General features: G+C 69.7%; 20 protein-coding genes. 12 read left to right on the forward strand and 8 right to left on the reverse strand.

What is annotated here, in order from left to right; genetic code table 11:
• Positions 1–16: 16 nt before the first annotated feature.
• The 3 genes from ACLFA2_RS14750 to ACLFA2_RS14760 are packed head-to-tail and all read right to left on the reverse strand — an operon-like array spanning position 17 to position 2,878.
• Positions 17–979, reverse strand: coding sequence for an aldo/keto reductase (locus ACLFA2_RS14750; RefSeq protein ID WP_426621555.1), 963 nt, complete (start codon positions 977–979; stop codon positions 17–19).
• A 7-nt stretch (positions 980–986) separates the two neighbouring features.
• On the reverse strand, positions 987–2,120 hold the full coding sequence (locus ACLFA2_RS14755; protein ID WP_136025084.1) for a zinc-binding dehydrogenase: 1,134 nt from the start codon (positions 2,118–2,120) through the stop codon (positions 987–989).
• A 23-nt stretch (positions 2,121–2,143) separates the two neighbouring features.
• Positions 2,144–2,878 carry an SDR family NAD(P)-dependent oxidoreductase gene (locus ACLFA2_RS14760; protein ID WP_029260444.1) on the reverse strand — a complete coding sequence of 245 codons (735 nt, stop codon included), beginning with the start codon at positions 2,876–2,878 and terminating at the stop codon, positions 2,144–2,146.
• 100 nt (positions 2,879–2,978) lie between these two features.
• Here ACLFA2_RS14760 and ACLFA2_RS14765 point away from each other — a divergent pair, with 100 nt between their 5' ends.
• Entirely contained in the window at positions 2,979–3,941 is a 963-nt protein-coding gene (locus ACLFA2_RS14765) for an aldo/keto reductase (RefSeq protein ID WP_426621556.1), read from the forward strand.
• Between the two features lie 8 nt (positions 3,942–3,949).
• Here ACLFA2_RS14765 and ACLFA2_RS14770 read toward each other — a convergent pair whose 3' ends face one another.
• Together ACLFA2_RS14770 and ACLFA2_RS14775 are read right to left on the reverse strand one after the other, a co-directional pair.
• Entirely contained in the window at positions 3,950–4,129 is a 180-nt protein-coding gene (locus ACLFA2_RS14770) for a hypothetical protein (protein WP_021201009.1), read from the reverse strand.
• Between the two features lie 82 nt (positions 4,130–4,211).
• Positions 4,212–4,457 (reverse strand): SMR family transporter, encoded by a 246-nt coding sequence (locus ACLFA2_RS14775; protein ID WP_347123079.1) that lies wholly within the window; start codon positions 4,455–4,457, stop codon positions 4,212–4,214.
• A 137-nt stretch (positions 4,458–4,594) separates the two neighbouring features.
• Here ACLFA2_RS14775 and ACLFA2_RS14780 point away from each other — a divergent pair, with 137 nt between their 5' ends.
• From ACLFA2_RS14780 to ACLFA2_RS14815, 8 genes are all read left to right on the forward strand, one after another.
• Positions 4,595–5,935, forward strand: a complete 1,341-nt coding sequence (locus ACLFA2_RS14780) for a DUF222 domain-containing protein (protein ID WP_347123078.1) — start codon at positions 4,595–4,597, stop codon at positions 5,933–5,935.
• A gap of 232 nt (positions 5,936–6,167) precedes the next feature.
• Complete coding sequence (locus ACLFA2_RS14785) at positions 6,168–7,694, forward strand: ABC transporter substrate-binding protein (RefSeq protein ID WP_426621557.1); 1,527 nt, start codon at positions 6,168–6,170, stop codon at positions 7,692–7,694.
• A 76-nt stretch (positions 7,695–7,770) separates the two neighbouring features.
• A complete protein-coding gene (locus tag ACLFA2_RS14790) occupies positions 7,771–8,712 on the forward strand; it encodes an ABC transporter permease (RefSeq protein ID WP_021201014.1) in 942 nt (313 codons plus the stop codon).
• Positions 8,709–10,499 carry a dipeptide/oligopeptide/nickel ABC transporter permease/ATP-binding protein gene (locus ACLFA2_RS14795; RefSeq protein WP_029260439.1) on the forward strand — a complete coding sequence of 597 codons (1,791 nt, stop codon included), beginning with the start codon at positions 8,709–8,711 and terminating at the stop codon, positions 10,497–10,499. The genes ACLFA2_RS14790 and ACLFA2_RS14795 overlap by 4 nt, the downstream gene beginning before the upstream one ends.
• Positions 10,496–11,329, forward strand: a complete 834-nt coding sequence (locus tag ACLFA2_RS14800) for an ATP-binding cassette domain-containing protein (RefSeq protein WP_426621558.1) — start codon at positions 10,496–10,498, stop codon at positions 11,327–11,329. Before ACLFA2_RS14795 ends, ACLFA2_RS14800 begins: the two co-directional genes overlap by 4 nt.
• 47 nt (positions 11,330–11,376) lie before the next feature.
• Positions 11,377–11,964, forward strand: a complete 588-nt coding sequence (locus ACLFA2_RS14805; protein WP_021201017.1) for a TetR/AcrR family transcriptional regulator — start codon at positions 11,377–11,379, stop codon at positions 11,962–11,964.
• A 34-nt stretch (positions 11,965–11,998) separates the two neighbouring features.
• Positions 11,999–12,697, forward strand: a complete 699-nt coding sequence (locus tag ACLFA2_RS14810) for an alpha/beta fold hydrolase (RefSeq protein ID WP_426621559.1) — start codon at positions 11,999–12,001, stop codon at positions 12,695–12,697.
• Positions 12,698–12,771: 74 nt separating this feature from the next.
• Positions 12,772–13,761, forward strand: a complete 990-nt coding sequence (locus ACLFA2_RS14815) for a methyltransferase family protein (RefSeq protein WP_426621560.1) — start codon at positions 12,772–12,774, stop codon at positions 13,759–13,761.
• A gap of 112 nt (positions 13,762–13,873) precedes the next feature.
• Here ACLFA2_RS14815 and ACLFA2_RS14820 read toward each other — a convergent pair whose 3' ends face one another.
• On the reverse strand, positions 13,874–15,217 hold the full coding sequence (locus tag ACLFA2_RS14820; protein WP_167253181.1) for an amidohydrolase: 1,344 nt from the start codon (positions 15,215–15,217) through the stop codon (positions 13,874–13,876).
• Between the two features lie 161 nt (positions 15,218–15,378).
• On the opposite strand from ACLFA2_RS14820, the gene ACLFA2_RS14825 reads away from it, so the two are divergent.
• Together ACLFA2_RS14825 and ACLFA2_RS14830 are read left to right on the forward strand one after the other, a co-directional pair.
• Positions 15,379–16,827: a glyceraldehyde-3-phosphate dehydrogenase gene (locus tag ACLFA2_RS14825; protein ID WP_021201029.1), complete on the forward strand. Its 1,449-nt coding sequence runs from the start codon at positions 15,379–15,381 to the stop codon at positions 16,825–16,827.
• Between the two features lie 44 nt (positions 16,828–16,871).
• On the forward strand, positions 16,872–17,963 hold the full coding sequence (locus ACLFA2_RS14830) for a winged helix DNA-binding domain-containing protein (protein WP_426621561.1): 1,092 nt from the start codon (positions 16,872–16,874) through the stop codon (positions 17,961–17,963).
• 28 nt (positions 17,964–17,991) lie between these two features.
• Here the strand turns inward: ACLFA2_RS14830 and ACLFA2_RS14835 are convergent, their stop codons facing one another.
• Positions 17,992–19,434, reverse strand: coding sequence for a helix-turn-helix domain-containing protein (locus ACLFA2_RS14835; protein WP_426621562.1), 1,443 nt, complete (start codon positions 19,432–19,434; stop codon positions 17,992–17,994).
• 112 nt (positions 19,435–19,546) lie between these two features.
• Between ACLFA2_RS14835 and ACLFA2_RS14840 the strand changes: the two genes are divergently transcribed.
• Positions 19,547–21,409, forward strand: a complete 1,863-nt coding sequence (locus ACLFA2_RS14840; protein WP_167253177.1) for a phosphoenolpyruvate carboxykinase (GTP) — start codon at positions 19,547–19,549, stop codon at positions 21,407–21,409.
• Between the two features lie 136 nt (positions 21,410–21,545).
• Here ACLFA2_RS14840 and ACLFA2_RS14845 read toward each other — a convergent pair whose 3' ends face one another.
• Entirely contained in the window at positions 21,546–23,432 is a 1,887-nt protein-coding gene (locus tag ACLFA2_RS14845) for an ABC transporter ATP-binding protein (RefSeq protein WP_426621563.1), read from the reverse strand.
• Positions 23,433–23,441 lie beyond the last annotated feature (9 nt).

Genomic DNA, 23,441 nt, shown 5'->3' on the forward strand with positions numbered 1-23,441 from the left:
CGATGGGGGCGGCGGGTCAGGGGCCTTCGGGGTCGACGACCCCGCGGTCAGCCCAGAACGGCTCGACGAGGCGGCGCAGCTCCTCGATGCCGATGCGGTCGACCAGGGCTGCGGCGTCGAGATTCGCGCGCAGCTGGTCGATGCTCGATGCGCCGAACAGCGTGGTCGTGAGTGCCGGATGGGTGAGCGTGAACGCGATCCCGAGCTGCGCGGGTGAGACGTCGAGCGACGAGGCCAGGTCGGAGAAGGCGGGTACATCCGCGATGATCCGTTCCCGGATATCGCCGGGATCGCGGCCGATCTGCCTGTCCCCGTTGATCTTGCCTGCGAGCACACCGCCCTCCAGGCAGTCGGAGGCCTGGAGCGTCAGCCCCTGATCCCACAGGCGTGCGAAGGGCGCGCCGTCGGGGATCGAGCGCCGGGAGACGCTGTATTTGAGCTGCGCGATCTGCGGCCCGGAGACGCCCTCCGCGGCGGCGATGTCGATCAGGGTCTGGATGCTCGACGCCGACCAGTTGTTCACACCCCAGGCACGGATGAGTCCGGCCCCCTCGAGGCGGGCGAGGTCGAGGACGAGGTCGCGCAGCGCGAGGTCGTCGCGGCGCAGGTCGCCGAGGATCACCAGGTCGGCGTGCTCGACGCCGACCCGCATCAGCGCGTTCTCGAGCTGCGGGCGGAACCCGTCATCGCTGAACGCCTCGAGCCACAGCTTCGACGAGAGCAGCCACTCGTCGCGCCGGAGCCCTGCGGCGCGCACCATCGCCGAGAAGATCACGTCGGTGAAGACGGGCGGCGCTCCCGGTGCGGAGTACACGCCGACGTCGAACAGGTTCACGCCGCGGCCGACGGCCGCCCGGAGCATCGTGACCGCGTCGCCGAAGTCCATCCGGTCGTAGGTGTGCCAGGAGCCGAGGGAGAACAGCGAGGCGTCGATGCCGCTGCGGCCGATCTCGCGGCGGGGCAGGAGGGGAGTGGTCACGGGGTCCTCACCGTCTCGGGTCGATGACGGCCTTGACCTCATCGAGCTGGTGCATGTGGGCGATCTTCGCGGAGGCGTCGGCCAGGCCGACCGGGGCGCTGAACAGGTCGTCCCAGGGGAAGCGGTCGGCGAACGCGGTGAAGAAGTCGATCGCGCGCGAGTAGTCCGAGATGTCGCCGTTGAGCGAGCCGACCACCGTGAGCTCCTTGCCCATGATCGTGCTGAGCGGGAAGCCGTCGCCTGCGGGACCGGTGGACCCGACGATGGCGACCGTGCCGCGCTGTGCCGCCATCGCGATCGCGTCGGGCCCGACGCTCGGCGCGCCGGCGAAATCGAACACGTGGTCGGCTCCGCGGCCTCCGGTGAGCGCCATGACCTGTTCGACGACCGGGCCGTCGCGGAAGTCGACGACCGCGTCGGCGCCGAAGCGTCCGGCGAGTTCCAGGCGCGACGCGGGGGCGCCGATCGTGATGACCTGGCCGGCTCCCGAGATCTTCGCGACGGCCGTGGCGAAGATGCCGAGCGCGCCGGCGCCCTGCACGACCACGCGTGAGCCGGGCCGGATGCGCCCGGCCCGTTCGAAGGCCCGCAGCACGGTCTTGGCCGCGCACCCGGCCATCGACGCCCAGGTGTCCTTCACCGACGCCGGGAGCAGCAGTTTCGCCGCCCCCGGGGTCACGTAGGCATACTCCGAGAGTCCAGCGGTGGCGAAGGGATGCACGTCGGCCCGCTGCAGGAACCCGTAGCCGCGGCGGGAGCACGCGACGGGTTCGCGCAGCACCACGCATCCGTGGCACTCGCCGCAGGTCGACTCGGACCAGCCGATGCGGTCGCCGGGGGAGAGCGGGCGTCCCAGGGCGTCCTTCGTGTCGGGCCCCGTAGCGACGATCTCGCCGACCATCTCGTGTCCGAGCACCATCGGGAGCATGCCGGGGAAGCTCATCCGGCCCTCCCAGATCTCGATGTCGGTGCCGCACAGCGTGGTGCACGAGATGCGCACGAGGGCGGCGCCGGGCTCGATCTCGGCGGGGAGGGGAAGGTTCTGCAGGGTGAGCGGTTCGCCGTGCGCGGTGAGCACGGCGGCGCGGGTCGAAGTCGGAAGCCCGGGGGCGGGCGGCAGGTCGAGCGTGGGGAGGGACATGGTTCTCCAGACGGCGGTGTCGGTCAGACCAGGAGCTGTCCGCCGTCGACGGCGACGGAGACTCCGGTGATGTGGCTGGCGGCATCGCTCGCGAGGAACAGCACGAGCGGCGTGATCTGGGAGACCTCGGCGATCGAGCCGAGGGGGATGCGCGACTCCCAGGCCGCGCGCGCCTGCGGGTTCGACGCGAAGTCGGCGGTCAGGGGCGTGAGCACAGGCCCGGGGGCGACCGCGTTCACGCGCACGCCCGCCGCGGCGAGCTCGATCGCGGCCGTGCGGGTGAGGGCGTCGACCGCGGCCTTGGTCGCCTCGTAGTGGCCGAGGCCGGGGGTGGGCTGTCGGGCGCCGATCGAGGAGATGTTGACGATCGACCCGCGTCCCGCCTCGGCGAGCAGACCGCCGAAGACGCGGAGCATGAGGAAGGTGCCGCGCACGTTGACCCGCAGGGCCGCGTCGACGACGTCGACCGGGACCTCCTGGAGGGTGCCGCCGCCGGCGACGATGCCCGCGTTGTTGACCAGGACGTCGAGGCCGCCGTCGGCGACGACCCGCTCGGCCGCGGCGCGCACGGAGGTCTCGTCGCTGATATCGAGCGTGAGGGCCGTCGCGCCGATCTCAGCAGCGACGGCGGCCGCGGCATCCGCGTTCACATCGCCGATGAAGACCTCGTCTCCGGCGTCGCGGAAGGCGGCGGCGATGCCGCGGCCGAGCCCGGATGCGCCTCCGGTGACCAGGATCCGGCGGGGAGATGCGGTCATGTTCGTCCTCACTGACGGCTGTTCTGACGGGATGTCTCCGTTATATTCTACAAACATAGAAAAACACAACCCCGTGTCTCGAGAAGGCGAAGGAGCCTCCATGCCCGAAACGACATATCCCCGGAACCGCTTGGCCCCCGCAGGCGTGCCCGTGCCTCCGCTGGCGCTCGGATCGTGGAACACCTGGGACCGGATGGGGCCCGACGAGGCGGTCGCCCTGATCCGCCGGGCGGTGGAGCTGGACGCCGGGTTCTTCGACGTCGCGTACTACAACATGGGCCCGCACGCCGAGAACTCGAAGACCGACGTCCTGTTCGGGCAGGCGCTGCGAGCCAGTGGCGTCGATCGTGCCGAGATCGTGCTGTGCGGCAAGCTCTGGCTGTGGGACTGGCCGAACCAGGGATTCCGCGCGCAGCTCGAGGAGTCGCTGGAGCGAGCGGGACTCGACCGCTTCGACACCCTCGTGGTGGGCGACTACCTCGACGCCCCCGATATCCCGCGCCTCGTCGCCGACGTGAACGAGCTCATCGCCGAAGGGCTCGTCGACTCCTGGGGCATCAACAACTGGCGCATCGAGCACACGCGCCAGGCGCTCGCCGAGGCCGCGGAACAGGGCGCGGCAGGTCCCGCGTTCGCGCAACTGAAGTACGGCATCGCTCGGAGGGCGATGGCGGAGGGCGATGCCTACGGCCCGCTGTTCGCCGACGGCACGCTCGCCCTGCAGGCGTCCGATGTGTTCGAGGGCGGCATCCTGGCCACGGGGCGTGTGCCCGAGCGGAAGATCGGCGCCGACGTCGGAGGCGTCCGTGAGCAGATCGTCGCCGTGTATCCCGAGGTCGCTCGCGTCGCCGCCGGGTTCGGGGTCACACCGGCCGCACTCGGCATCGCCTTCTGCCTGTCGAACCCCGCCACCGCGAATGTGCTGTTCGGTGCCTCTCGCCTCGCGCAGCTGGAGGAGAACCACGCGGCGCTCGCGCTCGCCCGGGATCACGGAGCCGAGGTGCGTGCCGCGCTCGCCGGATGCCGGGTCGACCGCGAGGTGCGGGCCGACGGCGCGTGGTGAAGGGGGGCCTACGCCTCGCGCTCGCGGGCGACGGTCAGAGCGCGCTCGAACGTCGAGACGATGACCTGCCGCCGGTCGACGCGGTAGTCCTCATCGGGTTCGAGCTCATCGATGTACTCGTCCCACACGCGGACGTAGCGATCCCGCCAGGCTTCGAGCGTGCTGCTCGGCGGGAACGTCGCCCCCACGCGGCCGGCGGCACCCTCTTCCTCTCGGCCGTTGCGATCGGATCCAGTGAACCACGGAGTGGGTGCGGTCTGCGTGCTCGCGTCAGTGCGCGCCGCCGAACTCGATCATCGCCGCACCGGCCGCGATGAGCACGACGCCGATCGCCATCCCGCGATCGAGCGCGACCGACAGCAGCCGCAGTGAGCCGGTGTGGCCGATCATGACAACGATGAGCCAGAGCGGATGCGTGAAACCCTCGGCTGCACGGGGCGAGCGGGTCGCGCTGACCTCCAGGGCGATCGCGATCAGAAGAGGTGGCCAGGCCGACGGGCGCGGGCGGTCTGTCATCGCGTGCCTTTCGTGGAGCGCACGAGGGAGGGAAGGGGTTTTCGCGCGCAGCGCTCGACCGGGAACGACCGTCAGAATACCGGCATCCATTCGAAGATCTGTTCGAAACTCGCGACCTGCTTCGGTAGAATCGAGTCATGTCGAAGTTGGCCGTACTGCACGAGGCGATGTCCCGCCTCGACGCGGCGTGGGCTGGCGCGGACGAGTCGGGCGAGTTGTCGCGCGAGCAGCTGATCGCGGTGAGTGCATCCCTCGGGGAGCTGCAGAGACGGTTGGATGCGGTGCACGTCGAGGTGGCCGCGTGCATCTCCCGCGAGTCCCGTCCGGAGTTGGGCGCGGAGAGCCTCGCGAAGCAGCAGGGCTTCCGGAACCCGGCGACGTTGATCGCGGCGACGGTGGGTGTGTCGCGGGGTGACGCGACGCGGCTCGTGAGGGTCGGGGAAGCCGTGGTGCCCCGCGAAGACCTCTTGGGCGCGCCCCTGCCGGCGAAACATCCGGTGGTGCGCGAGGCGCTCGGTGCGGGGGTGTTGAGTGCCCAGGCGGCGGCGGTGATCATCGCGCTGTTGGATCGGTGCCGACTGCCGGCGGGGGCGGTGCGTGTCGCCGAGGCGGAGCGGGTGCTCGTGGAGAAGGCGGCGGGGCTCGCTCTCGACGACGTGCGCAAGCTGGTGGTTCGCGCAGAAGCGTGGCTCGATCCGGATGGCGTGGAGCCGCGGCTCGAGGAGCAGCGTTCCCGCCGATCGCTCACCATTCATGAGCGCAACGGGATGCTGCATCTGAACGCGATCCTCGACGCCGAGACCGCAGCCCCCGTCGTCACGGCGATCCGCGGGTACGTGACCGCCGCATTCGCCGCTCGGAAGGATGCGACGGACGCCGATGCGCCGGACGCCGACCGCCGCACGGTGCCGATGATTCAGGCTGATGCGCTCGCCGTGTTCGCCGCGCACGTGCTCGGTTGTGCGACCAGGGTGCCGCTGGCGGGTGCCACGATCGTCGTGAGGGTGGGCCTCGACGACCTCGAGGCCGGCACCGGCTCCGCCGAGATCGACGGGATCGAGCAGCCGGTGAGCATCGGAGCTGCGAGGCGCATGGCCGCCGGCGGGGGAGTGATCCCGTGCGTGCTCGGAGCCGCGAGTGAAGTGCTCGACTGGGGGCGCGAGAAGCGCCTGTTCACACGGGCGCAGCGGTTGGCGTTGGCGGAACGGGATGGCGGCTGCGCCATGTGCGGGCTGCCGCCCGAGATGACGAAGGCGCATCACATCCGGTGGTGGAGACGCGACCACGGACCGACGGATCTCTCGAACGGCGTGCTGCTGTGCGAGACCTGTCACCACCGCATCCATGACAACGGATGGGATGTCCGCATCGACGGTGGCGGCGGGTGCGCGAGGGTGTGGTTCCTCCCGCCGGCCTCGGTCGACCCCGCCCGCACACCTCGTCCGGGTGGCAGAGCGCGCTTCGACATCGCCGCCTGAGCGCTGCGATCCGAGGGCAGGATGCGCCACGCCCGGCCATGCCTGCGCGCACGGACAAGGCCGGTGCGCCCCGAGGCATGAGTCGGCGCTCTCCGCGGAGGAAACGCTCTTGCGCTCTTTTTCCACGCATGTAGACTAAACAGCACGACACATCGAAGTGACGTCGGATCCGGCCTCCGGTCAGCGGCACCTCACCCCTTCTTCACCACCCCTGCACCCGAGAGAAGGAACCATGAAACGAATGCCCCTCGCGCTCGTCGCGGCCGTCGCCGCGACCCTCGCGCTCACCAGCTGCAGCGGCTCGACACCCTCGCCGTCCGGCGGCAGCGATGTCGAGAGTCCCGATGCTCTCAACATCGGGAACTTCCTCGACATCACGTCCTGGGATCCCTCGCTCGCCGACATCGGCTTCGACGGCCCGTACCTCTCCGCGGTCTACGACGCCCTGATCGCCCTCGACGCCGACGGCAACCCGATCCCGTCGCTCGCCACCGAGTGGAAGGTCGCCGACGACGACCTCAGCATCGACCTCGACATCCGCACCGACGCCGTGTTCAGCGACGGCACCCCGGTCGATGCCGACGCCGTGATCACGAGCCTCGAATACCTCAAGGCCGGTGCTCGTTCGGGGGAGGCCTACGTCAATGCCGCCTCCTTCGAGAAGGTCGACGACGACACCGTCCGTATCGCCCTCACCCAGCGCGACGACACGATCCTGTACCTCATGGGACTCGGCCGCAGCTACATCGCCTCCCCGGCGTCGATCGAAGCGGGCACGCTCGGCAGTGAGCCGATCGGCTCCGGGCCCTACGTCCTCGACAGCGCGACGAGCGTGGCCGGCGCCGAGTATCACTTCACCAAGGCCGCCGATCATTGGGATGCCGAGACCTATCCGTTCTCCGAGCTGGCGATCTTCCCGATCACCGACGCCACCGCACGCCACAACGCCATGCTCAGCGGTCAGATCAACGTGCAGTACGGCGACGTCGCCAACCTCGAGCAGGCGAAGCAGCAGGGCTGGAACACTGCCGAGCGCGTCTCCGGCTGGGCAGGGCTCGTGATCACCGACCACACCGGCGCCAAGAGCGAGCCTCTCGGCAAGCTCGAGGTGCGGCAGGCGCTCAACTACGCCTTCGACGGAGCCGCCGTCCTCGCTGCCGTCGGCAGCGGAGCCGGGGTCGCCACGAACCAGGTGTTCCCCGACGGCGGGCCGATCAACGACCCGTCGCTGAACGAGACGTACGCCTACAGCATGACCAAGGCCAAGGAGCTGCTGGCCGACGCCGGCTACCCGGACGGGTTCGCGATCTCGATGCCGATGTCGCCCATCTTCGAGATGTGGAAGCCCTCGGCCGAGCAGGCGCTCAACGAGCTCGGCGTGAAGGTCACGTGGGACAACATGCAGATGCCGGACTACCAGTTGAACGCGCCGAACTACCCGATGTTCATCTCGTTCCTCGCGATGGACGGCAACGACGTCGCCACCGTCTCCCGTCAGGTGACCAGCGTGCAGTGGTTCAACCCCGAGCCCGACTACGCGCAGAACGAGGTCATCGCTCCGCTCGTCGAGAAGGTGCAGACCGAGCGCGGCGACGCGCAGACCGACGCCGTCAAGGAGCTCAACAAGGCCCTCGTCGACCAGGCGTGGTGGTCGGTCTGGTACCAGGCGAACAACATCTACTACACGGCGCCCGGCATCCAGCTGCAGCCGGTGGTGGGGATGATGTTCCCGACGCTGCGCTACATCACTCAGGGCTGACGCCCGTCGGGGCGGCCGCGACGCCGGCCGCCCCGACACCCTTCCCCCTCCGACCCCCACCTTCCGAGAGGTCCCCATGCTCCTGTTCACGGCGAAGCGGTTGCTGTCCGGCATCCTTCTGCTCGTCGCGGTCTCGATCGGCACCTTCTTCCTGGCGCATCTCGCCATCAGCGACCCGACCGCTTCGCTCCTGGGGACCACGGCGAGCCCCGCCCAGCAAGCGGCCCTCGCCGAGAAGATCGGTCTGGACCGTCCGCTCCTGGTGCAGTTCTGGGACTGGCTCTCGCATGCCGCGCTGCTCGACTTCGGCGTCTCCTGGCGCAACTTCCAGCCTGTCAGCGCACAGCTCGCGATCAAGGTGCCCGTGACGCTGTCGGTCGTGACGTTCGCGACGCTGATCACCGCTGTCATCGGCATCGCCTTCGGGATGATCACGGGGTTGCGGCCGGGAACCTGGTTCGACAGGATCATCAAGGGCATCTCCGTCGTCCTGTTCGCGCTCCCCGGCTTCTGGGTGAGCCTCGTGCTCGTCATGTGGCTCGCGGTGCAGCTGAAGTGGTTCCCCGCCGTCGGCTACGTGCCGCCCACGCAGTCGGTGGACGGATGGCTGCGTTCCATCACCCTCCCGGCGATCTCGCTCGCCCTCGGCGGCATCGTCGCCGTCTCCGAGCAGTTGCGCAATGCCGTGATCACCCAGAGCCGCCAGGACTGGGTGCGCACTCTCCGCAGCCGCGGTCTCTCGGCGACCAGGGTCAACCTGCACATCCTCCGCAACGCCTCACCGGCCGCCCTCACCGTCATCGCCCTGATGTTCGTGGGGTTGCTCTCCGGAGCCATCGTGGTCGAGCAGATCTTCAGCCTCCCCGGCCTCGGACAGCTCACCAACCAGTCCTCGCAGAACGGCGACATCCCGATGCTCCTCGGCATCACGGTCGTCTCCATCGTCTTCGTCGTCCTCATCAACCTCCTGCTCGACCTCGTGCTCGGCTGGATCAACCCGAAGGTGCGCGTCGCATGACCACCACAGACATCCGGGTCGCCTTCGACCGGGCGGCGCAGAAGCGACGGTCGAGCCTGTTCCGTCGCTTCCTCCGGCACCCCGGCGGGTACATCCCGCTGGCGATCTTCGTCCTCATCGTGCTCGTGGGGGTTTTCGCGCCGCTGCTCGCGCCGATGGACCCCAACTTCGTCGACCTCGCCGCAGCCAAGGCGCCTCCCGGGCCCGAACACCTCCTCGGCGGCGACTCGACCGGCCGTGACATCCTGAGTCGTCTCATCTACGGCACCCGCACGACCCTGTGGGGCGCGCTCATCACGATCGTCACCGCGCTCGTGATCGGCGTGCCGTCCGGCGTCGCGGCCGGCTACTTCGGGGGCACGTTCGACCGGGTCGCCACCTGGATCAGCGACGCACTCCAGTCGATCCCCGGCATGATCATCCTGCTCGTGGTGGCCGCGGGCAGCCGCAACAACTTCGAGCTGCTGATGGCGACGGTCGGCGTGTTCATGGTGCCCGGCTACTTCCGCATCGCGCGGTCGCAGACGCTCGCCGTCCGCAACGAGCCCTACATCGACGCGGCCCGTGTCTCCGGGCTGTCGGACGGGCGCATCATCTTCCGGCACGTCATCAGGGCCGTCTACCCGCCGGTCATCATCCAGACGGCGCTCACTGCGGGCATCGCGATGGGCATGCAGGCCGGACTCCAGTTCCTCGGCATCGGCGACTCCAACGTTCCCAGCTGGGGGGCGATGATGCTCGAGGGCTTCCGTCTCATGCTCACCTATCCGCTTATGCTGCTGTGGCCTTCGGCGGCCCTCGGGCTCACGATCGCGGTGCTCGCGATCATGGGATCCACGCTCGCCGAACTCGTGCAGGTGCGCACGCCGCGGGTCTCCCGACGGCGTGCCGACGCCGAGGCCACCCCGACGGCACCGCGGCACGCCGCCACCGGTCACGCACAGCACGCGCCAGAGGATTCGGCGCTGCGGGTCGAGAACCTCCGGGTCGTGCACGCCACGCCGACCGGTGAGACCGAGGTCGTGCACGGCGTCACCCTCGACGTGGCCCCCGGCGAGGTCGTCGGCATCGTGGGAGAGTCGGGCTCCGGCAAATCGCAGACCGTGTTCTCGGTGCTCGACCTGCTGCCCGCCACCGGGCGGGCGGTCGCCGATGCCATCTGGGTGCGCGGAACCGACGTGACGAAGGCGACGCCGAAGCAGCGACAGGCGCTGCTCGGCCGCGAGATCGGCTACGTGCCGCAGGAGCCGATGAGCAATCTCGACCCCTCGTACACGATCGGCAGCCAGCTCGTCGAGCCGCTGCGGCGCACCCACGGTCTCCGCAGGTCGGAGGCCGAGGCGCAGGCACGGGCGATGCTCGTGCGTGTCGGCCTCACCGACCCCGATCGGGTGATGCGCAGCTACCCGCACCAGGTGTCCGGCGGCATGGCGCAGCGGGTGCTCATCGCCGGCGCGATCGCGGGCAAGCCGTCGCTGCTCGTGGCCGACGAGCCCACCACGGCGCTCGACGTGACCGTGCAGGCCGAGGTGCTCGAGCTCCTGCGCGAACTCCAGGCCGAGTACGGCATGGCGCTGCTCATCGTCACCCACAACTTCGGCGTCGTCGCCGACATCTGCGACCGCGTGATCGTGATGCGCGGCGGCGACATCGTGGAATCGGGACCGGTCGATTCGCTGTTCGCCGCGCCGACCGAGGAGTACACGCGCCAACTGATCGCCGCCTCGCTCGACGACGCCGAAGGTCGCGCCGCGCTCGACCGCACCAGGATCGAGGCGAACGCATGAGTGCGCTGCTCGAAGTGAACGATCTGGTCGTGGAATACGGCCGAGGGCGGACCGCCTTCCGTGCCCTGCGCGGTGTCTCCCTCGACATCGCGCCGGGCGAATGTCTCGGCCTGGTCGGCGAATCCGGCTCGGGCAAGTCGACGCTCGGCAAGGCGATCCTCGGCCTCGCGCCCGTGACCGACGGGAGCATCCGCTTCGACGGGAAGGAGATCAGCAGACTCGGCGGCCGTGCCCGACGCTCTCTCGCGGATGATGTCCAGGTCGTCTTCCAGGACCCGTACGGCTCGCTGAACCCGGCCATGACGATCGGCGACATCCTCGCCGAACCGCTGCTCACCAGCGGCATCGGGACGAGGTCTGCCGAGACGAAGGTGCGCGAGATGCTCGACCGCGTCCGTCTGCCCGAATCGGCCATGGACCGCTACCCGAGCGAGTTCTCCGGAGGGCAGCGTCAGCGCATCGCGATCGCCCGTGCCCTCGTGCGCGGACCGCGGCTCATCGTGTGCGATGAGCCCGTCAGCGCCCTCGACCTGACCACGCAGGCGACGATCCTCGATCTGTTCATCGAGCTGCAGCGAGACACCGGGGTGGCGTACCTCTTCGTCTCGCACGACCTGGGCGTCGTCCGCCGCGTCTGCCACCGCGTCGCCGTCATGTACCGCGGCGAACTCGTCGAGGTCGGCGAGGGTGAGCAGGTCACCCGAGCCCCGGAGCATCCGTACTCCGAGCGGCTGCGCCTGGCCTCGCCCGTCGCCGACCCCGTCGCGCAGCGGGAGCGGCGTGCACAGTGGCTCGCTCTGCGGGAGGTGCGCGATGCGGCGGTACGGTAGCTCCAGGCCCGATCACTCCACGCACCGGAATCGGCCGGAAGGACCTCATGCCGAAGATCATCGATCACGACCAGCGTCGACGGGACATCGTCGAGGTGGCCAAGAGCATCATCCTGAAGGGGGGCTTCGAGGCGGCGACGATGCGCAGCATCGCGGCGGAGGCCGGCTTCGCGAACGGCGCACTGAAGCACTACTTCCCCGGCAAGGAGAGCATCGTCGCGGCGACGTTCGAGACGATCCTGCAGCAGATGTCCGAAGGGGTGCAGGCAGCGGGCGAGGAGCCGGCGTCGGCGGACGCCGCGTTGCGGGGGTTCCTGCGGGCGACGATTCCTCGCGACCAGGAGCAGATCGCGGCGGGGCGGGTGCTGCTCGCGCTGTGGGAGTACGCGATGGCCAACGAGGCCCTCGCCGAGCTGTATCGCGGGCACCTGGCGTCCTGGCGCACCTCGCTCATCGAGCGGATGGAGGCGGCGCGCGACGAGGGGTCGATCCGCGACCAGGACTACGGGCCCCTCGCGAACGAGTACATCTCGGCGGCGGTCGGCGCGACGGTGATCAACCTCATGTATCCCGATGGCGAGCGGATCGCCGACTACGAGACCTATATCGACCAGTTCCTGGCGCGGCTCCGCTGACCGCGACGCGCCTGATCCGAGAGGACGGCGCGTCATGACCTCACCTCTTTTCGTCGAGCGGCACCCGGGTGCCGGGCGTCCGGTGGTGTTCCTGCACGGCCTCGCCTCGCACGGCGCGCAGGACTGGCCGGAAGCCGAGTGGGGCGGATCCTTCGGCGACCGTCCCCGCGTCGTGGTCGATCTCCCGGCACACGGTGCGAGCCCGACGTTCGGCACGGCCCCGACCTCGGCGGTGCTCGACGCGCTCGCGGTCGCCGTCGGTGCGGATGAGATCGACCTGGTGGGGTACTCGCTGGGGGCCCGGCTCGCCTGGGACCTGGTGCGGCATCCCGCGGTCGCGGTGCGCCGGGCAGTGCTCGGCGGACTCAGCGCGGGGGAGCCCTTCACCCTGGTCGACCTCCCGGCCGCGCGCGCGGCCGTCTCCGGCGGCGCCGCCCCGGCGGATCCACTCACGGGAATGATCGTGCACATGGCCTCACTGCCCGGCAACAGACCGGGCGACGTGATCGACCTCATCGAGGGCCTGGCCGCGGAGCCGTTCGCCCCGCGGCCCGATGGGCTCACGCTGCCCGTACTGCTGATCGGCGGCACGGACGATGCGATGGCTGCCGGGATCGACGAGCTCGCACAGCTGCTCCCGGCGGCGCGCGCCCACCGCGTCCCCGGTGATCACCTCTCCGCGCTGCACACGGCGGAGTTCCGCACCGCTGTGCAGGACTTCCTGGCGGACTGACCCGGTTGGCCGTCCATCGGTCTCCTCATGCCCTTTAATTCCAACATTCGTAGATAAACATCGAAAGGCCACTCATGACCGACACTCCCACCGCGGACGCGGCCCGGATCCTCGACATCGCCACCGGATACATGGCATCGAAGCAGCTCTTCCACGCCCGTCGCATCGGCCTCTTCGCTGCCGTCGACGGCGGAGCCGACACGGTGTCGGCGATCGCCGAGAGATGCGGGGTGAGTGAGCGCATCGCGCACCTGCTCGCCGACGCGATGGCGGCCCAGGGGCTGCTGGTCCGCACGGACGGCAACTACGTCGTGGCCCCGGATGCGGCCGCCTACCTCACCGGTGCCGATGCGGCGATCGACCTCGGCCCGTTCCTCACGTTCCTCGACGAGATCAGCTACCCGCACTGGCTGCAGTTCGCCCATACGGTCGACACCACCGAACCGGGTGACCTGCAGATGGACGACGCCCGCTGGGCGACCTTCATGGCCGGCGTCATGACGTACAACCGCCTGCACGCCCAGGAGTTCGGCCGACACATCGACCTCGCCGGTGCCACGAAAGCCCTCGATTTCGGCGGGCTCTCGGCGGATTTCGCGCTGTCGGTCATGGCGCAGAACCCGGCGTTGCACACCACGTTCGTATACGCTCCCGGCTTCGAGGACGGCATCGCCGAAGCCGTGGCGGCGGCGGGCGTCGCCGACCGTGTCGTCGTCGAGATCGCCGACACCGCGACTGCCGCACCCGAGGGGGCATACGACGCCGTCTTCGCCAATCACGTCATCCATCGCTTCACCGCCGAGGAGAACGCCCGGATCTTCCGAAACCTGCGGGCGGCAGCGACTCCGGGAGCGACCCTGACCGTGCTCGACTTCTTCCTCGACGACGACGCGGAGCAGCGCGGGATCGACGCCCGGCACGCCGGGGAGTACCTCGTCATCGACGGGACCGTCGTGTATCCGGAATCTCAGGTGCGCGGCTGGCTGAACGATGCGGGCTGGGAGGTGCGGGATAAGGTCGCCCTGCCCGGAAGCCCGCGGGTGCTGGTCGCGACGGCGGTGTGAGACTTCCCCGGCGTCGGGTGCCCGACGCCGGGGGCGCGGACTGGTCCGAGGGGGATCAGAGGCGGGCGGCATGCGTGAACATGCCGCCCGCCGTTTTCGTGCGCGGGCGGGCTCAGTCGCGGGAGAAGACCGTACGGCCGTCGACGATCGTGCGCACCACCTCGAGCGAGGAGAACGGGCGGATGGGCGTCAGCGGGTCCTCGTCGAGGATCGTCAGGTCGGCGACGTGCCCGACCTCGAGCGACCCCTTCCAGTCCGATGCGCCGTCCTGTCGCGCGGCATCCACGGTCATCGATCGCAGGAGCAGGTGGCGGGTCGCTGCGTCGTCGATGAAGCCCGCGTCGGTGAGCAGGGCGAGCGCGGCGTCGAGCCCGAGCCGCCAATCCGGACTCGCGATCGGCGCGTCGCTGGTCACGGTCGTGAGGGCGCCGGAGGCGAGCATCGCGGCCAGCGGCCAGGCCGTGGCGATGCGCGCCTCGCCGAGCTGCGCCGCCGCCCAGGAATGGGTGTGCGCAGCGATCAGGGGCTGCACGGCGAATCCGGCATCGACCCGTCGCATGCGCGCGATCTGCTCGGGCGTGGCCAGGTCTCCGTGGACGACGTAGTGCGGAGCGGCCGGTGCGGGCGCATCGGAGAGGCGCTCCAGGACCGCGAGGAACTCGGCGATCGACCGGTCGCCGGTCGCATGCACGGCGATCTGCATCCCGCGGGATGCGGCCAGCTCGACCATCTGCTGGAATGCGGAGAGCGGGTCGCTCCCTCCTCGGGTGAGCAGTGCTCCGGTGGTGCCGTCCGCATACGGCTCCTCGACCCAGGCGGTCGCCATCGGGGGGATGCCGTCGGCGAAGATCTTCACTCCGGGGATCGCAAGCCATCGCGGGTCGTGGGTGGGTGGCGGGGTGCGGATGCCGTGCGCGAAGTCCTCGAGCGTGCTCTCGCCGTCGATCGTGCCGAAGAGCCGCAGCAGAGTCACCCGCGATGTCTGGGCGCCTTCGCGGTGCAGTTCGCCGTAGGTGTCGAGCATGTCGGCGCCGAAGCATCCGGTCTCCCCGGCGTCCTCTCCCGGACCGATGCCCGGTTCGGTGTAGCTCGTGATGCCGTGTTCGGCGAGGAGGCGCCACGCGCGGCGCAGGGCGGATCGCCGCTCGCTCGCGGTCGACACGAGTCTTCCGGGCGGCTGCTCCTCCGGGGGAGTGTCCGAGAAGAACAGGTGCGGCCAGCGCGCACCGAGCCATGCGGCATGCAGGTGTGCATCGTTGATGCCGGGGACCGCGGTGCGTCCGTCGAGTTCGAGGACGTTCCGTGCGTGGAGTCGGGTGGCGGCGGCATCGGTGGCGACGATAACGCCGTCGCGAACGGCGAGGGCGTGAGCGATATCGCCCGTCCCGTCGAAGGTGTGGATGCGGCCGCCGCGGATGATCAGGTCGGCGTCGTCGCCGGGAAATGTCTGGCTCATTATTCCACCAGTGTAGACGTAAAACCCGGCCGAATGCGGGGCGGGGACGCACCGATTCGGCGCGCGGTTCTGCGGCTTGTACGCTGGAGACATCCCCCCGATTCACCCGGCAACTCGCGCGCCGGCGACCTCGGCGCGCGCTCACACATGCAAGGACGCAGATGAACGATTCCGCGGCACACCGCGACGACTGGACTGAGAGCGAAGAGCTGGCGGAGCGGATGATCCCGCTCATCGGGGCGCTCCGACGCGAACACGACGTCGTCACCTCGCTCCACGGGCACCGCCTGCTCGGTCTGTCGGCGACCGGCCTCGTCGAGGTGCACGAGCGCGTCGCGCAGCTCGGGCACGAGAGGCTCCCCATCGAGGACAGCCTGGCCGTGCTGGAGGCGATCCATGCGCTCGCCCCCGGTGCATCCTCCCTCGATGTCGCCCGCCTCGTCGCCGGCCATGCCGAGAGCGGTCAGCCGCTGGAGACGTACCTCGCAGACGTGCTCGCCCCTGCGATGGGAGCCGTCGCCGCCGAACCCACCGACGTCGTGCTCTACGGCTTCGGGCGCATCGGCCGCCTGCTCGCCCGCATCCTCATCGCCCACACCGGGGGAGGAAGCGGACTGCGCCTGCGCGCCATCGTCGTCCGCCGCGGCGCCGAGAACGACCTCGTCAAGCGCGCATCCCTGCTCCTGCGCGACTCCGTGCACGGCCGCTTCGCCGGCTCGGTCACCGTCGACGAAGACGCCGAGCAGATCATCGCCAACGGCACCCGCATCCAGGTGATCTACTCCGACGACCCGGCGACCATCGACTACACCGCCTACGGCATCCACGACGCGATCGTCGTCGACAACACCGGGCGCTGGCGCGACGAGGCCGGTCTGTCGCAGCACCTGCGCTCGACCGGCGTCGCCCGGGTGCTGCTGACCGCGCCGGGGAAGAGTCCGCTCAAGAACATCGTCCACGGCATCAACGACGACACGATCGTCGAGACCGACCGCATCCTCTCGGCCGCCTCCTGCACGACCAATGCCATCACGCCGGTGCTCGCGGCGATCGACGAGGCCTACGGCGTCGTCAAGGGACACGTCGAGACCGTGCACTCGTTCACGAACGACCAGAACCTGATCGACAACTTCCACAAGGGCGATCGACGCGGACGCTCGGCGGTGCTCAACATGGTCATCACCGAGACCGGTGCCGCCAAGGCCGTCGCCAAGGCGCTGCCGCAGTTGGAGGGCAAGCTCACGGGCAGCTCGATCCGTGTGCCCACCCCCGACGTCTCGCTCGCGGTGCTGCACCTGACGATCGAGCGGCCCGCGACGAAGGATCAGGTCAACGACTACCTGCGCCGGGTCTCGCTGCACTCGAAGCTGCGCCAGCAGATCGACTACGTGGAGAGCCCGGACGTCGTCTCCACCGACTTCGTCGGGTCGCACCGTGCCGGCATCGTCGACGGTCTCGCCACGATCGCCGATGAGGACACCCTCATCCTGTACGTCTGGTACGACAACGAGTTCGGCTACTCGTGCCAGGTGATCCGCGTGCTCGAGGTCATGGCGGGCTCGCACCCGATCGTGCTCCCCGAGCGCCGAGAGGTGACGCTGCAGAGCTGAGGTTCCTCGTGCGCCGCGTCGGCGGCACCCGGCATGATGAGGTCATGAAGACCGCGACCCTGCGTGCCGAGCGCCTCCGATCGCACCGCTTCCGATCGCACCGCCTCCAATCGCACCGCCTCATCTCGCCGGCACCCACGGTGACGGATGCGGCGCGCCACATGCTCGCGGTGCAGAGCCAGGACTTCACCGCGGGTCGCTGGGCTCTGGCCGTCCGCACCCGAGGAGAGACCACGGTGCGCGACGTCGACCGCGCCTTCGACCGCGGCGACATCGTGCGCGGGTGGACCATGCGCGGCACCCTGCACACCGTCCCGGCGCGCGACCTCGGCTGGATTCTGCAGGTCACCGCGGGGCGGCAGCGACAGCAGGCGGCCTCGCGCCACCGCGATCTCGGCATCGATGACGACATGGTCGCCGCGAGCGTCCGGGCGCTGACGCCGGCGCTCCGCGACGGAGGGTGCACCCGCGCCGAGGTGTTCGACATCCTCCAGGGCATCGACATCGACCCCTCGGGCCAGCGCGGCATCCATCTGCTGTTCACCCTCACGATCGACGGTCTGATCTGCCAGGGGCCGGTCGTCGCCAGGGCCGGCTTCGCCCGCGAGCAGCGCTTCGTGCTCGTGCAAGATCACATCCGCGAGCACGTCACGCCCGATGACCCGCTCGCCGAGCTGTTCGTCCGCTACATCGACGGACACGGCCCCGCCGGTATCGCCGATTTCGCCTGGTGGGCGGGCCTCACCCTCGGTCAGGCGCGCGAGGCGGCCGAGCGGGCGGGAGCGGGAACGGACGGTGGCAGGCTCGACGAGATCGACGAGGGTCTCTTCGCCGCGCGCCGACGTCCGCGAAGAGCATCGGGTGCGGCCTCCGTCCACGCCCTCGGCGCGTTCGACGAGTACTACATCTCCTACGCCGATCGCACGACCGTCTGCGCCCCGGAGCATCTCGCGGCCGTCGGCCCCGGAAAGAACGGCATGGTGCGTCCGACCCTCGTCGAGCAGGGGCGCGTGATCGGGACCTGGTCCCACGCGACCGCGACCAGGGGTACGCCGCCTGAGCTGTTCGAGGAGCCGGAGGATCCCGCCGCCGTGGCTGCGGCCCTCGCCCGGTTCGCCCGGTTCGCCGACGACTGAGCCGCAGGGATCACCGACCCCGCCGCGACTACTCGCTCGCGTGACGCGCGAGGAAGTTGTAGACCTCGTTGTCGTCTACCCCGGGGAACGCGCCGCGGGGGAGCGGCGAGAACATGTGCGTGTGCACCCGCGCGCTCGGCCACGCCCGTCCGCTCCAGCGATCGCTCAGCTCGGCGGAGGGGCGACGGCAGCACGACTCGTCGGGGCAGGTCGACACCGCTCTGTCGTTGGTCTCGCGTCCGCGCCACCAGCGGGCGTCGTCGAACGGCACGCCGACCGTCACCGAGAACTCGCCGTCGCTCGACGATCCGGTCTGGGTCGAGCACCAGAACGTGCCAGAGGGGGTGTCGGTGTACTGGTGGTGCTCCACCGTGCGGTTCTGCTGCGTGAACGCCGCGCGTGCCTGGAACTTGCGGCACACCCGCTGTCCCTCGACCGCGCCGGTCACGTCCATCGGCAGCGGGAGGTCGTCGTTCTCGTACACGCGGGTGATCGCGCCGGTGGAATCCACGCGCAGGAAGTGCAGCGCCATGCCGAGGTGCTGCGTCAACAGGTTCGTCATGCGCATGCCGGCGGCTTCGTGCGTCACGCCGAAGCCGTCGCGGAAGTCCTCGACCGCGAGGTTGCGGTCCTTCTTCGCCTGCTGCAGGAACGCGACCGATGCGGTCTCCGGCATCAGGCAGCACGCGGCGAAGTAGTTGATCTCCAGGCGCTGCTGCAGGAAGTCGGCGTAATCGGTCGGCGGTGTGTGCCCGAGCAGTCGGTGCGCCATCGCCTGCAGCGCCATCGAGCGCAGACCGTGGCCACCCGGGATCGACGCCGGCGGCAGGTAGATGCGTCCGTTCTCGAGGTCGGTGACCGAGCGGGTCGAGTGGGGAAGGTCGTTGACGTAGATCAGCTCGAAGCCGAGCTTCTCCGCCATGATGCTCACCGTGCGGTGGGTGAGCGCCCCCTGTACGTGCCCCGCGGCCTTGAGGTGCTTCTCGGCGAGCTTCTCGATCTCGGGGAGGTAGTTGTTCTGCGCGCGCATCCGCAGCCGCAGCTCGGTGTTCGCGCGCCGCGCCTCCTCCGGCGTCGCGATGGCCTCGCGTTCACGACGCTCGAGCTCGCGGTGCAGCCCCAGGACCGATTCGATCGTCTCGTCGCTCATGCCCTTGGTCACGCGCACGGGCGCGACGCCGAGCTGCCGGAAGGCCGGGCTCTCCTGCGCGCGCTCCAGGGCGATCTCGAGGGCGGCCCGACGGTTCGGCGGTTCACCGGAGATCAGGTCGGTCACCTCGGTCTTGGTCGCCTGTGCGATCGCCTGCAGCAGCGAGAGCTTGGGCTCGCGCTTGCCGTTCTCGATCAGGCTCAGTTGAGAGCCGGCGACGCCCACCAGAGCACCGAGCTCGTCGAGCGTGAACCCGTTCTCCAATCGGTGGTGACGGATGCGGTGGCCGAGAGTCGTGAGGTGGATGCCGGAGGACGCCATTCCTTGAGTCTAGCGAAAGAATTGAAGTTCTTATCGCTCGAATTGTCCGAAAGTCGCGCTCAAACCGGAAGAAGATAGGTGCAACGCCCCACACTTCAAAGGAGCACACGTCATGGCTATCGCCGAAGTCTTCACCCCCCGCACGTCTCCCGTCGCACCGACGCGTACGTTCGGCGCGGCTCCGACGTATGACACCCCCGCCATGGCGGAGCTGGCCGCGTGGGTCGAGGAGATCCGCGCTCTCACCCAGCCCGACGCCGTGCACTGGGTCGACGGCTCGCGCGCCGAGAACGACTGGCTGCTGCGCGGGCTCGTCGATGAGGGCAAGCTCATCAAGCTCAACCCCGAATGGCGTCCCGGTTCGTACCTCGCACGCTCGCACCCCAGCGACGTCGCCCGCACCGAGGGGCGCACGTTCATCGCCTCCGAGCGCGAGGAGGACGCCGGCCCCACGAACAACTGGGCGGCACCTGCCGACATGCACGCCAAGATGGACGAGATCTTCGAGGGCTCGATGCGCGGCCGCACGATGTACGTCGTGCCGTTCTCGATGGGCCGCGTCGGCGGCCCGCTCTCGCACATCGGCGTGCAGATCACCGACAGCGCCTACGCGGTCGCTTCGATCGGCATCATGACCCGTGTCGGCGATGCCGTCACGCGGCAGATCGCCGAGGGTGCGCCGTGGGTCAAGACCGTGCACACGGTCGGCGCCCCGCTCGCCCCGGGGGAGCAGGACGTCGAGTGGCCCTGCAACGACGACAAGTACATCGTGCACTTCCCCGAGACGCTCGAGGTCTACTCGTACGGTTCGGGCTACGGCGGCAACGCGATCCTCGCCAAGAAGTGCTTCGCTCTGCGCATCGCCTCGGTGATCGCCCGCGATGAGGGGTGGCTCGCCGAGCACATGCTGCTCATCCGCGTGATCGACCCGCAGGGCAAGGCGTACCACGTGGCCGCGGCGTTCCCCTCTGCCTGCGGCAAGACGAACCTCGCGATGCTGCGTCCGACCATCCCCGGATGGCGGGTGGAGACCCTCGGCGACGACATCGCCTGGATCCGTCCCGGCGAAGACGGCCGCATGTGGGCGATCAACCCGGAGGCGGGCTTCTTCGGCGTCGCACCCGGAACCGGCGAATCGACCAACGTCACGGCGGTCGAGACGCTGTGGGGCAACACCATCTTCACGAACGTCGCTCTCCGTCCGGACGGCGACGTGTGGTGGGAGGGTCTGACCGATGAGGCGCCCGCGAACCTGATCGACTGGGAGGGCAACGACTGGACTCCCGAGTCGGGACGGCCGGCAGCGCACCCCAACTCCCGCTTCACGGTGTCGGCGGCGCAGTGCCCGCAGATCTCCGAGGACTGGGAAGAGGCCGTTCCGCTCGACGTCATCCTGTTCGGTGGACGCCGCGCCAGCAATGTCCCGCTCGTGGTCGAGGCCACCGACTGGACGCACGGCGTCTTCCTGGGCTCGAACATCTCGTCAGAGCGCACGGCTGCCGCCGAGGGCACGGTCGGGGAGTTGCGCCGCGACCCGTTCGCGATGCTGCCGTTCTGCGGCTACAACATGGCCGACTACTTCGGGCACTGGCTCAAGGTCGGGCGCGGTCTGCGCTTCGACCGGGCGCCGCGCATCTTCCAGGTGAACTGGTTCCGACGTGGCGACGACGGCCGGTTCCTGTGGCCGGGCTTCGGCGACAACTCGCGTGTGGTCGACTGGATCATCCGCCGCATCGCGGGTGACGTTCCTGCGGTCGACAGCCCGATCGGTCGCCTGCCGCGCGTGGAGGACCTGAACCTCGACGGGCTCGACATGCCCGCCGCCGACCTCGACGAGCTGTTCTCGGTCGATGCCGAGGCATGGAAGACCGAGGCCGACCTGACCGAGGAGTTCTACGACACCTTCGGCGACAAGGTCCCCGCAGCGCTGCGCGCCGAGCTGGCGTCGCTGCGCTACCGCCTCGACAAGGCGTAGTTCCCCCAGACCGGTGCCGGTTCGGGGGAGCCGGCACCCTCGGGGCTTCGTGCCCCGCAAACCCGCGAAGGCGGGACATCAGAGACGAACCCATGGCTGAGTGGTCTCCGACGTCCCGCCTTCGTGTTGTCGTGCGTCAGGTGAGCAGCTGGTGTCGCGCGAGGCCGCGGTACAGCGGCGTCGACTCCACGAGCTCGGCGTGCGTGCCCTGGCCGACGACGACGCCGTCCTGCAGCACCACGATGAGATCGCTGTCGACGACCGTCGAGAGGCGGTGCGCGATCACGATGAGCGTGCGGTCGGTCGACACGGCATCGATGGCTTCCCGCATGCGCTGCTCGTTCACGCCGTCGAGCGATGACGTCGACTCGTCGAGCAGCAGGATCGGGGCGTCCGTGAGCAGGGCGCGCGCGATCGCGAGACGCTGACGCTCACCGCCCGACAGCATCACGCCGTCTTCGCCGACGGGGGCTTCGATGCCGAGCGGATCGCGCTCGAGCACGTCGCCGAGGTTCACGGCGCGCAGCACCCGTTCGCAGTCGGTGTCCGTCGCTTCGGGAGAGGCGAGCCGCAGGTTCTCGGCGAGCGTGCCGGCCAGCGTCGGCGCATCCTGCTCGACGTAACCGAAGTGGGCGCGCAGCTCGTCGCGCGGGTAGGTGCGCGCGTCGTGGCCGTGCAGGCGGATCGAGCCGCCGGTCGGGTCGTAGAAGCGCTCGATCAGCGAGAGGATCGTGCTCTTCCCCGCGCCGCTGGGGCCGACCAGGGCGACGCGGGAGCCCTGCGGCACGGCGAACGACACGCCGCGGAGCACCTCGTGGTCCTGCACGGCGGGGGCGGCGTCCTCCGCGGTTTCCAGGTGCGCATCGGCGAGCAGCGTGCGCGCCTCCTTGGCCGCGGCCTGACGGGCGGCGACGACGTTCGCAGGGTAGTGGAAGCGCACGTCGCGGAACTCGATGGCCGGTGCGTCCGCCGCAGCGGTCTCGCGCGGCAGCGAGGCCGCGATCTTCTCGTCGTCCTGCGACTCGGTGGGCAGGTCGAGAACCTCCTGGATGCGGCCGAGCGCACCGAGAGCCTGGTTGACCGAGGTGATCGCGCCGAACGTCGTGGCCAGCGGCATCACGAGCAGGAACAGGAACATGATGAACGAGATCAGCGAGGCGATCGTGATCGCTCCCGCGGCCACCCGGAATCCGCCCACCCCGAGCACCACGAGCAGCGACAGCTGCAGGGCGATGCCGGAGACGGGAACGACCATCGAGGAGATCTTGGCGATGCGCACGCCGATGCCGTAGGCGTCGGAGGCGAGGCCCGACACGGCGGTGGTCTCCCGTTCGGTGGCTCCCGAGGCGCGGATGGTGCGGATCGAGCCGACCGCGCGCTCCACGCCGGAAGCCAGCTCGCCGACCTTCTCCTGCTGCGCGGTCGACGCGGTGCGGATGCGTCCGCTCAGCAGCACGACGACGGCGACCGAGATGCCGATCACCACGACGATGAGCAGCAGCAGGATCGGGTCGATCACGAGCATCGCGATGAGCGCGCCGAGGAAGAGCACGGCGCTGCCGACAGCATCGGCGAGGCCCTGGGTGAGCACGGCGTAGAGCAGCGTCGTGTCGGTGCCGACGCGGGAGACGAGGTCGCCGGTGCGGCGGGCATCGAACTCCGAGGTCGGCAGGTGCAGGATGCGGGCGATCAGCTTGCGGCGGCTCGAGTACACGACCGCGGTGCCGGTGCGCTGGAGCAGGTAGTGCTGGAAGCCGGAGATGACCGATGACACGATCACGAAGCCGACGAGCAGCCACACCAGGATCCCGATACCGGTGTCGGACTGCACGGCCTCGATGACCTGGCCCACGAGCAACGGCTGCACGAGCGAGGTCGCGGCGCCGATGACGCTGAGCACCGCGACCACGATGAGGGTGCGCTTGTGTTCGAAGAGGAAGGGGAGGAGCTGGCGGAAGGTGGCGCGGGGGCCTTCGGGCTGTGCGCCACGTCCGCGGCGGCGTGCTGTCGCCGAACCGGACATGCGGGACCT

Origin of the sequence: Microbacterium sp. As-52 (genome assembly GCF_049949185.1) — a bacterium.
Taxonomy (GTDB): Bacteria; Actinomycetota; Actinomycetes; order Actinomycetales; family Microbacteriaceae; genus Microbacterium; species Microbacterium maritypicum_A.